The following is a 12571-nucleotide window of genomic DNA, read 5'->3' as shown; positions in this document are numbered from 1 at the left end:
GATGACTCAAGATAGCACCCCAATTATTGAATTAAAAGATGTGCGCGTCACTTACAACGCTCGCACTGGTTCGATTTTCAAGCCGAACAAGGTGAACGCGATAGCGGGAATAGATCTGGCGTTGATGCCGAAAGAAACTATCGGTATCGTTGGCGAATCAGGCTGCGGCAAGTCAACCACCGCGAACGTAATGTGCGGTCTTTTGGCGCCATCAAGCGGTGAAGTGCTTTTCAAAGGCAAGTCTGTCACGAAACGTACAGCCGCCGACCGCCGTCGCATCGGGCGGGTGGTGTCTGTTGTGTTCCAAGACCCAGCCACCGCACTCAACGCTCGGATGGCTGTGCGTGACCAACTTTTGGATCCGCTGCTTGTGCATAAGATTGGCACCAAGGAGTCGCGTGAGGCGCGAGTTAAAGACCTTATTGCGATGGTTGGGTTGCCAGATTCCGCTCTTGATGCCCTGCCCGGGCAGCTCTCAGGCGGTCAACGGCAGCGTGTTGCAATCGCGCGAGCGCTCTCGATAAGCCCAGACGCGATTATCGCTGACGAGCCAACCAGCGCGCTAGATGTGTCGGTGCGCGCGCAAATTCTGAATCTGTTGAGCGATCTGAAAGAAGAACTCGGCCTCTCGATGGTGTTTATTTCGCATGATATTCAGACTGTGCGCTATGTTTCAGATCGCATCGTTGTGATGAACGCTGGCAAAATAGTTGAATCCGGTGAGGCACAGGCTTTGCTTGCCAACCCGCGGGATGCCTACACCAAGAAACTGCTTGGCGCAGCCCCATCACTGCTGCACCCGCCACAGCAGGTTTAGATTTGCGTGATGCGCGGCGGTTTACCCCCCCACCCAGACCGCCGCGTGTCCGCAAGCCCCTATAAACCACTGAAAACTCACTAATTTAATACCAAAGAAAGTGCGCGTGAAATGTCTGAAAAGCTTCGCGGTGTTGTGCCGCCGGTGATTACTCCGCTTCGAGCCGACGGCAGCTTTGATGAGGCTTCGTTTGAGCGGCAACTAGAGCGGTTAATTGCGGCTGGAGTGCACGGGCTTTTTATTTTGGGATCCTCTGGCGAGGTGGCATTTTCTACAACTGCACGCCGTCGTGAGGTTATGGCGACGACCCAGCGTGTTGTCGCCGGCCGCGTGCCGGTGCTGGTGGGTGTTATTGACACACAGACAGAGCGCGTAATTGAGCACATTAAAATGGCTGAAGAGTATGGCGCTGACGGGGTTGTTGCGACCGCGCCATTTTATGCCTTGGGTGGGTTTGCGCAGGTCGAGCGCCATTTCCGTGCGCTGCGCGAGGCAACACAGCTGCCAATTTATGCCTACGACATCCCGATTTGTGTGCATGTGAAGTTACCGTTGGATATGCTCATCACCCTCGGCCAAGACGGAGTAATCCAGGGTGTTAAAGACTCGTCGGGTGACGACGTCAACTTTCGCCTGCTGGCGCTGCGGAACGAAGCTGTTGGGCATCCGCTGCAGCTTTTTACCGGGCATGAGATTGTTGTTGACGGTGCCTACATGTCTGGTGCAGACGGTTCAGTGCCGGGTCTCGCAAACGTTGATCCCGAGGGTTATGTGCGGCAGTGGAATGCCTTCCAGGCGGGTGACTGGGAGGCTGTGCGGGCGGAGCAGGATCGGCTCGCAGACCTGATGTCACTCGCGTTTTGTGCTCGCAGCATAGTCGGCTACGGCGCGGGTGTCGGCGGTTTTAAGACGGCCCTCTGGCAGATGGGTGTGCTCGAAACTAACGCAATGCCAGAACCTGTTGCGGCGCTTACAGGTGATGATGCGGAAGCGGTGCGGCAGGTGCTCCTGCGGCACGGACTTGTTTCTTAAAGAGGTAGCGCGTGAGCATTCTCGCGTTCGATATTGGCGGAACTAAGATTCGTGCCGGGCTGGTTGATGGAGATCAGGTTGTAGACCCCCGTGTTGTGCCCACTGAGGCGCATCTTGGTGGCCGCCAAATTATGGCAAAGCTGCAGCAGATCGCTAATTCCTACACCGCTTATGAGGGTATCGCTGTGGCTGCTGCTGGCGTGATAAAGGACGGCGTGGTTGTCTCGTCGAGTGCGCTGCTGCCGGGGTGGCAGGGCACGAATATTACTGGAGAGCTTGCGGACGCTGCCGGGTGTGCGGTCGCAGCTTTGGGTGATGTGCATGCGCACGGTCTCGGTGAAGCAATCTATGGTGCCGGCAGAGGGTTTGCATCCTGCCTTACGATCGGCTTGGGAACCGGCATCGGCGGCGCATTCACCGAAGGTGATAGAGTGCAGCGCGGTGTGGTTGGGCTGGCCGGTCATTTTGGGCATATGACCGTGCCGGAGGCTGTTGCAGAGAAACTTGTGTGTTCCTGTGGGCATATCGGGCATATTGAACCGCTTGCTTCCGGCTCCGGTCTAATCGCGCGCTACCAGAAGGCAACCGGAGAGAAGCTCAGCGGTGCCGAAATCGCAGCTCGTGCGGCTGCCGGTGATGGTGTGGCAGCAAAAATAGTTTTCGGATCGGCGCGTGCGCTGGGTGTGCTCATCGGTGATTCTGTAAATCTGTTAGACCCGGGTGCGGTTGTGCTGAGTGGCTCGGTTGTGAACGCCGGTGCCGGTTGGTGGCAGGCGGTGCGTGAGGGATATGCATCCTCTGTCATTCCGGTAGCGTTACAAACGCCGATTGTGCGCGGCGAATTGCAAGAGAATGCGCCTCTAATCGGTGCGGCTGTGCACTATCGAAGGGAGCATGCAAAATGAATGAATTAGAGCCGGTGATCGCCGGGTTGCAGGGCAAGCTAATCGTATCTGTGCAGGCTTATCCGGGCGAACCGCTGCGGGATCCTGCAACGATCGCACGCATGGCTGCCGCCTGCGAACAGGGTGGTGCTGCAGCGATCCGCTGTCAGGGTTTGGCTGATATTGCTGCCGTCAAAGGGCAGGTTAGTGTGCCCGTTATTGGGCTGTGGAAAGAGGGGGATGCAGGAGTTTACATCACCCCGACTCTTAGGCATGCGCGCGCTTGCTCACTGGCTGGGGCTGATATTGTCGCGGTTGATGCGACCCGTCGTGCGCGCCCAGACGGGCTGAGCTATGCAGAGGTCGTTGCGGCACTGCACGCCGAAAAAATTCTTGTGATGGCAGACTGTGGCTCGCTCGAAGATGCGCGGATGGCTGCTGCGGCGGGCAGCGATATTATTTCAACAACACTTGCCGGTTACACCGGTGAGCGTGAAAAGACTGCCGGCCCTGATTTTGAGCTGCTCGAGCAGTGCGTCGCGGAGTTCGATATTCCGGTTATTGCTGAGGGGCGATTCTATTCGCCAGAAGAAGCGGCAAAGGCGATCGATTTGGGTGCCTGGGCGGTTGTTGTTGGGACAGCTATTACGCATCCAACCACGATTACTAACTGGTTTACTGATGCGGTTGCTAGCCGGGCTTAAGCCGGCAAGATTATTTTCTGTCTGAGCGCGAAACAGACAATCTGAACTTTTGTCGCGCTACTTAAAGCTGAGTGTGCAAGGATGGAAGAGAACTGATCGCGCATTTTCTGGCGCTAGCGCACTCGCAATCTCCTGCGGGGCTCACAATCTAACAGAGGATACCATGACTGAGAAGAATTTTGACGCGCCGCAAAATCGCGGGAAGCGTCGCGGGCCGAATGATCGTAGCCGAGACAGTCGTGGATCCTCGCGGGCGGGTGGTTCCCGTGGGTTCGAGCGCGACAGGCCACGCAAGGATGACCGCCCACGTCGAGACGATCGTCCCAGTCGAGATGACCGGCCACGACGCGAGGAGCGTTCGTCTCGCGCTGGTGGGCAGCGCCGTGACGGTGATTTCCGCGGCGGCGGGAGGGGAGAATTCCGCTCTTACCGTGACCGCAATAGTGGTGAGCATCGCGGCGGTAAAAAAACTGAGCATGACAGTCGCGCACCCCGGGGCTCGCACGGCAGCAATAGACAGGATGATCGCGGTGACCGTCGTTCCGGTGAGCGTCGTTTTAGTGACCGTGGTGAACGTCGTTTCAGTGACCGCGGTGACCGTCGCTTTAATGATGGCGGCAAGCGCGGATCCGCAAGCAAACTTGGCCGTGGCGGCACACGCGGCAACAACCGCAGTGACCGCGGCGGCATTAAGCGTGAGTTTACCGAAGCCGAGCGCCTGCAGCATGAGCTACGCCCGGTGCGTGGTGAGCACCGCGACCCGGAGATTCCACAGGAAGTAACGGCGAAAGACCTTAATCCCGGTGCCCGCAACGAATTGAAAACACTTGAGAAAGAAAACGCTGAGCGGGTTGCCCGCCACCTTGCGATGGTGAGCTTAGTCATCAACATCGATCCTGAACTTGCGCATCAGCACGCAATTAGCGCAGCACGCAAAGCCGGTCGTATTCCAGTGGTGCGCGAAACCTTGGCGATGACAGCCTACGCCCTCGAAGATTTTGCGATGGCGCTACGCGAATTGCGCACCTATCGCAGGATCAGCGGAAAAGATATGCACATTGCGCTTGAGGTTGACTGTGAGCGTGGTTTGGGGCGCCCGGAGAAGGCGCTTGAGGTTGCCCGTCAGGTTGATCCGAAAAAACTTTCGGATCAAGAACGCGTTTATCTCGCGATCGCTGTTTCTGGCGCGCGGCTCGACCTTGGCCAGCTGGATGCTGCTTTGGCAGAGCTCGAGATTCCACAGTTAAACCCGAAAAAGGTGTTTCCGTGGAGCCCCGAACTCTTTAGCGCCTACGCTGCTGTGCTCGAAGATCTTGGGCGGGCCGGTGAAGCTGCTAAGTGGGAACAGCTGGCTAGCCGAGCTAGTGAGGCCCTACTAGAGCACGCAGGAGGTGACCGTCTGGAAGTTACTGACGCTGCCGCATACGGGCGCGAACTGGCAGAAATTGAGGCCGAGATTGCCGCTGCAGAAACTGTTGCAGCAGAGGATGTCGCAGAAGATACTGCAGAAACTGCTGCGCTAACACAAGAGGATCCCGGGGAAGCCGAGGCCGAAACCGAAGCCGGAGAAGAAGCCGAAGCGGAAGAGGTGTAGCGTGGCGTTGTTTCGGAAAGATGGCGTAACTCCGCTTGCGGGCGTAGAACTGCTGTTGGCAGACCTCGACGGTGTTGTCTATCGTGGACCGGACGCCATCCCCGGTGCTGTCGAGTGCTTAAACAGGGCGGCAAACGAGACGAGATTAGCGTATCTCACAAATAATGCTTCACGCACCGATGAACAGGTGGCAGAGCATTTGCGTGAACTTGGCTTACGTGTTGCAGCGCAAGATATTGTTACAAGCCCGCAAGCGGCGGTGACTGTGCTTGCAAAACATGTGCAGCCGGGCGCGAAAGTTTTGGTTGTTGGTGGTGAGGGGATCACCGTTGAGCTTGAAAAAGCGGGTTATGTGGTGACCCGCAGTGCTGATGATGAGCCTGACGCGGTGATGCAGGGCTTTGCGCCGCATGTTGGGTGGGAACATCTAGCAGAGGCTGCTTTTGCGCTCGCAGAAGTAGAGGGAAGGCCGCTGATTCCGTGGGTTGCGACAAATACTGACTGGACGATTCCGGTCGCCCGCGGCCTCGCTCCCGGTAACGGCACACTGGTTTCTGCCGTGCACACAGCGGTGGCGCGACTGCCGGAGTTCGCCGGTAAGCCAGAAAAGCCGATGTATGAGACGGCGTTCGCCCGGTTTGGAACACAAAACGCGCTGATGATTGGTGACCGTCTCGACACCGACACTAAAGGTGGCCGTGCCGCCGGCATTAAAACCCTGCATGTGCTCACCGGTGTCGACAGGCCGAAACAGCTGCTGGCTGCCTCAAAGGATATGCAGCCAGACTATATAGTTGGATCGCTCGCAGAACTGTTTGAGCCATACCCGGAAACTCGGGTAACGCGCGATGGCGTGCACAGAGTTGGTGGCGCAAAAGTGCGAATGCAGGGTCACATCGTGAAAATTGTTGCTGAGGGAGACAGCCCGCTGAATCTGTTGCGCGCTGCCTGCTCAGCGATCTACGCTTCAGGGCTGGCAATTTATGGTCTTAAAGTGCCGGAAATTTTGGTCAAAGACCATTGGAAGTAGTGGCGCGCTGTAACTCTTCGCAAAATTTTTTATAAAAAGTTTTCCTTATATATACGGGCCTGAAGCGGGGAAACTTTAGAAAAATAACGAATTTATTTATCTGAGTGTGACATTTCCGTTATTTTCCACTATTGTTATTCAAGTGCGGTTATAAGACCGTAATAAAACTTTTGTAATTTAGGCAGAGTAGGGAAGCTAAAGGTATGAACTTCACCCCAAGCACCGAGGTTGATCTAGTATCAAAATCCGCCCCAGCACCACGCCGTCGTGGTGTGCGTTCACTAGCTGCAGCCGTGCTCTCACTTGGCCTTGCAACAACCTTCGCAGTTCCTGCCTACGCAAACTCAGGTGAGGACGGCCAGGATCCGGTCGCCTTCGCGGTGCGCACTGGCGGCCTGACACAGAACTTCGTTGCTGCTGAAGCAGACGTTGCTCTGCCAAACGTTGCTCTCGAGCTCGCTGAGATTGAAGCTCCGGAGCCACTCGAAGAGACCACCCCTGCTAACGAGCGTGATGCACAGGCGGCTGCTGGCAATGGCGGCGAGGTGGCTGCTGCTAAGTCTAAGGCTCCTGCGGTAGCTGCGGGTAGCGGCAGTGGCGCTGCTTTGCTCGCTGCTGCATACGCGCAGATCGGTATTAACCAGGACTGTACTGACATGGTTCAGAACGCCCTGGCAGCACTCGGTTACACCACTCGACGCGATCAGGGTGGCTACGACCACGGTGTGCAGGACTTCGCAAGATACGGCACTCCAGTAGCGCTTTCTGACGCACAGCCTGGTGACATCATGATTTCAGGTGGTCACGTATCAATTTACGCAGGTAACGGCACAGCTGTTCACGGTGGCTGGAACGGCTTCCAGACAGCTGAGTTCACCGGTGGCCCATCAATGCCATCTTTCTACCACACCATCGTGCGTCTGCCATAAGTTTTATCCGGCAGTAATCAAACTTTTAATACCCGCTACTTCTTTTTGATGTAGCGGGTATTTTGCTGCGCGCTGTGAATTGCACTGAGAGAGTGCTCTGTGCTGGCAGAGTGTGCTGTATGGAAAGTCTCGGTGCTACACGGAAGCTCTGTGCTGTATGGGGAAACTGTGCGCAGCGCAGAGGTGCTACACAAGCTGCTGTAGTGTCGCGTAAGGGCGTAAGGGTGTAAAGGCGCGTAAGGCGCAGGGGTGCAAGAGCGCAGGGCCGTCAGAGTGCCAAGGGTGTCAGGGTGCGGAGCTCAGGAGGGGCATTATTAGGGATAATAAAAAACGTCCCCGATACTGCTTAGCATCGGGGACGTTTTAAAAGCTAGTAGATTACTGATCCAGCGCCATCTTTTCACGCCCTGGAATGAAGCTGAAAGCGAGCCAGAACCCGATAGCATCGCAGAGCAAGCCGGCTGCGAAGACGGTGAATGCATTCCAGCCGCCGGGCTCGATTGTGTTGCTTTCAGATACTGAAGCAATATCGAAAGCGTGACCGAACAGTGCGAAGCCGCCGAACACGAGTGCCGCTGCGACGATGAAGAGTAAAATTGTGCTAAATGAGGCGCGTGGGCGGGTGCCCTGCGCAAACAGGTTTTCGTTTTCAGTGCGCTTTGCAGCGGTCACAGTGACCTCCGTGTGTGAATTAATTCGTGTTTTAGCGTTAGCCAATGGTCATAATTATATCATTTACAGCAAATTCTAAGCTCAGATGTGGTCTCTGGCTGGGCAACTGTGATCAGTGTGAGCGTGCACAATCTAAGGTAGATGTATGAGTGTTGCAGCGATCTCGAGTCAACAGAAAGCTCGTTTTGTTGCCCACTCTGCAGAAACTGTGTGGAGAGGGCCGCAAACGCGCTTAGATCGCGCTTTGGTCGCGACGGGCATGGTTGACACCCGCAATCGAGCACAGGCGGTTATCGCTGCTGGGCTGGTGCTTGTCGCTAACAGAGTGCAGCGCAAACCCAGCTACAGCGTAACCGAAGGGCAGCTGCTGACGCTGCAGGGAGCGCACCGCTATGTCAGCAGAGCCGCACAAAAACTGGAAAGCGCGCTAACAAAGTTTAAGATAGACCCAGCAGAACTCTCAACCCTCGATCTGGGCGCTTCAACGGGTGGGTTTACGCAGGTGCTCGCAGAAAGAGGAGCGGCACATATTCTGGCCGTTGATGTTGGTCACGGGCAGATGCACCCGAGTGTTGCAAGCCTTGCAAACGTCACAAATATTGAGGGTGAAAACGCCAGAGACTTAACGCGCCGCCGCTGGCAGCAGCTCACAGCGGCACCCTTGCCACAGCTCATAGTCGGTGATCTGTCGTTTATTTCACTGCAGCTCATCTTTCCCGTAGTGACAGAACTATTGGGGAAAAACCCGAGCGCGAGCGCAGTGCTGCTGATCAAACCACAGTTTGAAGCGGGTAAACAGCGTGTCAAAGACGGGGTGCTCCGCGATCCGCAAGCCAGATTTGAGGCGGTGTGGGAGGTAGTGCAGGCTGCCGCCGCTAACGGCCTGCAGCTAACAGCTTTTGCACGGTCACCGATCGCGGGCAACCAGGGCAACATAGAGTTTTTGGCGCAGTGGGTACCAAGCAACGCCCCAAACACGGAAGAATGGAAGACAGAAGTTGCGTCCGTTTGTTTGCGAGAGGAGTCATAGCTGTGTCGCCCGATAACAATCGCAAAATGCTTGTAACCTCCCACACTGCCCGCCCGGAGGCCATCAGCGCAACCAGAGAAACTCTGGCGCAGCTGCACGCACACGGTGTTGTGCCGGTGATGCTTGCATCAGATATTGCTGATTTTGCAAACCATGTGGAAACAACGCAAATTCGGAAACTGCACACCGAGGTAGAGTTAGCCGATATTGAAGCGGCTATTGTGCTCGGCGGTGACGGAACTATTTTGCGAGCGGCAGAAACTGTGCGCGGATCGCAAGTGCCGATTGTTGGTGTGAATCTTGGCCATGTCGGATTTCTGGCAGAGATGGAACACCACAATCTTGCTGAAACCGTGCGCCGTGTGCTCGCCCGTGAATACACGGTTGAAGAGCGCGCAACCCTGGACGTGGCAGTGCACGATGGTGACGACACTGTGCATAAAACATTTGCGGTAAACGAAGCAACGGTTGAAAAAACCTCGCGCATGATAGAGGTTGCCGTCGGAGTTGACTCCCGCCCGCTCACCGCATTTGGGTGTGATGGTGTTGTGGTTGCTACAGCAACCGGGTCTACCGCCTACGGCTTCTCGGCAGGTGGGCCGGTGATGTGGCCTGAGGTTGATGCGATGCTGGTTGTGCCGCTCGCCGCGCACGCGCTCTTTAATCGCCCACTGGTGCTGGGCCCAAATCAGGTAGTGGAGATTCGTTATCAGCGACGCAACAAAGACAGTGCTGCGCTGTGGTGTGATGGCCGGCGCCGCATTGCGCTTGCGCCCGGGCAGCGGGCGGTAATTAAACGCAGCAGCGAACCGTTAAGACTTGCACGGCTGGACACGGGCGTCTTTACTGATCGCCTGGTCAATAAATTTAAACTCCCGGTCGAAGGGTGGCGAGGTGCGGCAGCATGATCGAAGAGCTTGAAATTAAAGATCTTGGTGTTATCGCGCAAACAACGCTGCCGCTCGGCCCGGGGTTTACGACTATTACCGGTGAGACTGGCGCAGGTAAAACGATGGTTGTTACTGCGCTCAGTCTCTTAATGGGGGCGCGCAGCGATAGCTCGCTCGTGCGCAGTGGCGCTGCGCAGGCGCGGATCGGCGGTGTCATCGGGCGTCTCAACATTCCCGCCGTCGCGGCGCTGGTCGACGAAGCAGGCGGCGAGATTGAAGAGGGTGAGCTGCTTTTAAGCAGAACCGTGCGGGCTGAGGGCGCAAGCCGTGCAACAGTTGGCGGTGTGCGCGCGCCGGCCAGTGTGCTGTCACAACTCGCACAGCACCTATTTTGTCTGCACGGGCAGTCTGATCAGCTTCGTCTGCGCTCACAAACAGAACAGCGTGAGACCTTAGATAGATTCGGCGGATCTGCGATTGGTGAGGCGCTGACCAAATACATTTCCGCATATGAGCGTCTGTCTGCGCTCCAGCAAGAGGTTAGTGAGATTGCCGAAAACCGTGCTGCGAGGTGTCGTGAAGCAGAGCAGTTGCGGGCTGAAATCAACGAGATAAGCGCAGTCGATCCGCAAGAAAATGAGACTGCTGAAGTAACCGCTCTGGTAGAGAAACTAGCGCACGCAGAACAACTGCGCGCGGCGGTAGCTGGCGCGGCTAATGCGCTCTCCGGTGATGACTCTGGCGCTGACAGTGTTGATGCGCTCTCAATTCTCTCTATCGCTATCGAGCAGGTGCGTGAGGGGGCGCACATCGACAGCACGCTTGCAGACAGTCTCAACGAGCTGGAAAGCGTGCTGGCGCAGACGCAGAGCGTGGCGCGGGATCTTTTTGCGTACGGCGCAGATCTTGAAGCAGGTGGGCCAGCAGAGCTTGCGGCCGCCCAGCAGCGACTGGCTGATTTGAAGCAGTTAGAGCGCAATTACGGCCCGGAATTAAGCGATGTGCTCGCCTATTTTGCAGCAGCGAACGACCGGCTGCTGCTGCTGGATCAAGACGACGACCGACTTGCTATTTTAGAGAGCGAACTTAACACCGCTAGGGAAGATCACGCAGCTGCTGCCACCGAACTAAGCGAACTGCGCAGCACGGCAGCTGCCCGTCTGTCGCAACTTGTAACAGCGGAATTAAAGCATCTTGCTCTGCCTGAGGCAGCGCTGGAGATTTCTGTAGCGCCGCGTGAAGCAGGCTCGCACGGCGCAGACGAAGTGCTTTTTCTGCTGCGTTCTCATCAGGGCGCGACACCCGCGCCGCTTGCCCGCGCCGCATCCGGTGGTGAGCTGTCACGCATAATGCTCGCAATCGAGGTGGTGCTAGCGGGCACCGATCCTGTTCCAACATTCGTGTTTGATGAAATTGACGCCGGCATTGGTGGGGCGGCAGCGATTGAGGTGGGGCGACGTTTGAAAAAACTGTCCCAAACCGCGCAGGTTATAGTAGTGACACATCTACCGCAGGTTGCGGCATTTGCCGATAATCACCTGCGGGTGCTCAAGGACAGCGCCGGCGGATACACCGAAAGCAGCTGTCAGCAGCTTGTGGGAGAAGAGCGCGAAAAAGAAATAGCGCGTCTGCTCTCCGGCCTTACCGATTCAGACTCGGCTCGGGAGCATGCGCGAGAGCTTCTTGATATGGGCGTTAGTAACTTATAGTGCGCGCCGCTATTGTTAAACTATGAAACTTCCGGTCCGTTTTAAAATGCCGCAGCAGGTGAAGCTGCAGCAAATCTTACCAGTTAAAGAGGAACACCCCGAGATTAAGCGGGTTGATATCGAAAAGCTCGACGAGAAGACCACCGAGCTTTATCTGGATGCGCGCCAGGCGGCAGAAGATGCGGAGCGTGAGGCCGCCAACCCGAATGCTGAACGTCCAAAACAGTTCTTTATTCGTGCACCCTTTCAACTGGGTTTTGTGACCGCGCTTGGCGTGCTCACCGCTTTAGGGTTAATCGCGGCACTCCAGTCGGCGAGCACAGTGCTTGTGTATATCGCCGGTGCTCTGTTTATTGCGCTCGGGCTGGATCCGGTGGTGCGCAAGCTTGAATCTTGGAAATTTAAACGACCACTGGCAATCGCCACGGTTTTTGTTGTGTTCCTCGGGCTTATCGCAGGCGTGATTAGCATTATCCTGCCGGCGATTATCGAGCAGGTGACACAGGTTGTGCAGCTGGCACCGGGGTATTTGAGCTCGCTGCCGCGCCAGAGTTGGTTCCACGATGTGCAACAGCGGTTTGGTGAATACGCTGATTTCGATGAGATAATTCGTATTTCCAGGGAGTTCGTTTCAAACCCAGACAACCTCACAACCGTGGCCGGTGGAGTCTGGCAGGCTGGAATTGGGATCGCAAACGGTGTCACCGCGACGATAATTGTGCTCATCTTGAGCCTCTACTTCCTGGCATCTCTGCCAGCAATGAAGCGCGGTTTTTACCTTGTGAGCCCGCGCAGCAAGCGGGCCCGCGTCATCGATATCACCGAACAGGTGACAGAATCTGTCGGCGGGTTTATTAGCGGGCAGGTAATTATTGCGACAACAAACGCGACACTGGGCTTCATTATGATGAGCATTATTGGGGTGCCATATGCTGCGGTTGTCGCCGTGGTGGTTTTTATGCTGGCGCTAATTCCGTTGATTGGTGCGATCTCTGCAACCGCTGTCGTAACCCTTATCGCCCTGTTCAACTCTCCGGGCACCGCGCTGATAGCGCTTATCTACTACCTGATCTACATGCAGCTTGAGGCATACGTTTTGACTCCGATCGTGATGCGTCGTGTTGTGTCGGTGCCCGGGGCGTTTGTTGTGATCGGCGCGCTGACCGGTGGTACGCTCCTGGGGTTGTTGGGTGCGCTAACTGCGATCCCTGTGACCGCTGCGCTGCTGATGATCGTGAAGCAGGTGTGGGTGCCGCGTCAGGACGAAAGATAAAACTCAG

The 12571-nt window shown here is 56.3% G+C and carries 12 protein-coding genes; 11 read left to right on the top strand and 1 reads right to left on the bottom strand.

Annotated features, from left to right (window positions below; translation table 11 throughout):
* The first annotated feature begins 1 nt into the window (after nt 1).
* The 7 genes from HCQ99_RS03455 (at nt 2) to HCQ99_RS03425 (ending at nt 6990) form a co-directional block, all read left to right on the top strand.
* Nucleotides 2-817, top strand: a complete 816-nt coding sequence (locus tag HCQ99_RS03455) for an ABC transporter ATP-binding protein (protein ID WP_166985745.1) — start codon at nt 2-4, stop codon at nt 815-817.
* 111 nt (nt 818-928) lie between these two features.
* Entirely contained in the window at nt 929-1849 is a 921-nt protein-coding gene (locus HCQ99_RS03450) for a dihydrodipicolinate synthase family protein (protein WP_166985743.1), read from the top strand.
* Nucleotides 1850-1860: 11 nt separating this feature from the next.
* The gene (locus HCQ99_RS03445) at nt 1861-2754 is read left to right on the top strand and encodes an ROK family protein (protein ID WP_166985741.1); all 894 of its coding nucleotides are present in this window, start codon (nt 1861-1863) and stop codon (nt 2752-2754) included.
* Complete coding sequence (locus tag HCQ99_RS03440; RefSeq protein WP_166985738.1) at nt 2751-3437, top strand: N-acetylmannosamine-6-phosphate 2-epimerase; 687 nt, start codon at nt 2751-2753, stop codon at nt 3435-3437. The genes HCQ99_RS03445 and HCQ99_RS03440 overlap by 4 nt, the downstream gene beginning before the upstream one ends.
* Nucleotides 3438-3600: 163 nt before the next feature.
* Entirely contained in the window at nt 3601-5031 is a 1431-nt protein-coding gene (locus tag HCQ99_RS07000; protein WP_166985736.1) for a hypothetical protein, read from the top strand.
* A gap of 1 nt (nt 5032) precedes the next feature.
* Nucleotides 5033-6061 (top strand): HAD-IIA family hydrolase, encoded by a 1029-nt coding sequence (locus HCQ99_RS03430; protein ID WP_166985733.1) that lies wholly within the window; start codon nt 5033-5035, stop codon nt 6059-6061.
* Between the two features lie 203 nt (nt 6062-6264).
* Nucleotides 6265-6990, top strand: a complete 726-nt coding sequence (locus tag HCQ99_RS03425) for an NlpC/P60 family protein (RefSeq protein WP_166985731.1) — start codon at nt 6265-6267, stop codon at nt 6988-6990.
* A 378-nt stretch (nt 6991-7368) separates the two neighbouring features.
* Here the strand turns inward: HCQ99_RS03425 and HCQ99_RS03420 are convergent, their stop codons facing one another.
* Entirely contained in the window at nt 7369-7662 is a 294-nt protein-coding gene (locus HCQ99_RS03420; RefSeq protein ID WP_166985729.1) for a hypothetical protein, read from the bottom strand.
* Between the two features lie 145 nt (nt 7663-7807).
* Here HCQ99_RS03420 and HCQ99_RS03415 point away from each other — a divergent pair, with 145 nt between their 5' ends.
* The 4 genes from HCQ99_RS03415 to HCQ99_RS03400 are packed head-to-tail and all read left to right on the top strand — an operon-like array spanning nt 7808 to nt 12564.
* The gene (locus HCQ99_RS03415; protein ID WP_166985726.1) at nt 7808-8692 is read left to right on the top strand and encodes a TlyA family RNA methyltransferase; all 885 of its coding nucleotides are present in this window, start codon (nt 7808-7810) and stop codon (nt 8690-8692) included.
* A gap of 2 nt (nt 8693-8694) precedes the next feature.
* Nucleotides 8695-9600, top strand: a complete 906-nt coding sequence (locus HCQ99_RS03410) for an NAD kinase (RefSeq protein WP_341747198.1) — start codon at nt 8695-8697, stop codon at nt 9598-9600.
* Nucleotides 9597-11291, top strand: coding sequence for a DNA repair protein RecN (gene recN, locus HCQ99_RS03405; protein ID WP_166985721.1), 1695 nt, complete (start codon nt 9597-9599; stop codon nt 11289-11291). Before HCQ99_RS03410 ends, recN begins: the two co-directional genes overlap by 4 nt.
* 22 nt (nt 11292-11313) lie before the next feature.
* Nucleotides 11314-12564, top strand: a complete 1251-nt coding sequence (locus HCQ99_RS03400; protein WP_166985719.1) for an AI-2E family transporter — start codon at nt 11314-11316, stop codon at nt 12562-12564.
* Nucleotides 12565-12571: the final 7 nt, after the last annotated feature.

It is taken from the genome of Canibacter zhoujuaniae (assembly GCF_011752015.1).
GTDB classification, from domain to species: Bacteria; Actinomycetota; Actinomycetes; order Actinomycetales; family Microbacteriaceae; genus Canibacter; species Canibacter zhoujuaniae.
Note: the sequence above shows the minus strand (reverse complement) of the source record. Positions and strands in the feature narration are given on the sequence as shown.

Bases quoted from the DNA above. Each gene is read 5' to 3' on its own strand.
- HCQ99_RS03455 (WP_166985745.1), top strand. From the start codon at position 2: ATGACTCAAGATAGCACCCCAATTATTGAATTAAAAGATGTGCGCGTC.
- HCQ99_RS03450 (WP_166985743.1), top strand. From the start codon at position 929: ATGTCTGAAAAGCTTCGCGGTGTTGTGCCGCCGGTGATTACTCCGCTT.
- HCQ99_RS03440 (WP_166985738.1), top strand. From the start codon at position 2,751: ATGAATGAATTAGAGCCGGTGATCGCCGGGTTGCAGGGCAAGCTAATC.
- HCQ99_RS07000 (WP_166985736.1), top strand. From the start codon at position 3,601: ATGACTGAGAAGAATTTTGACGCGCCGCAAAATCGCGGGAAGCGTCGC.
- HCQ99_RS03425 (WP_166985731.1), top strand. From the start codon at position 6,265: ATGAACTTCACCCCAAGCACCGAGGTTGATCTAGTATCAAAATCCGCC.
- HCQ99_RS03415 (WP_166985726.1), top strand. From the start codon at position 7,808: ATGAGTGTTGCAGCGATCTCGAGTCAACAGAAAGCTCGTTTTGTTGCC.
- recN (WP_166985721.1), top strand. From the start codon at position 9,597: ATGATCGAAGAGCTTGAAATTAAAGATCTTGGTGTTATCGCGCAAACA.
- HCQ99_RS03400 (WP_166985719.1), top strand. From the start codon at position 11,314: ATGAAACTTCCGGTCCGTTTTAAAATGCCGCAGCAGGTGAAGCTGCAG.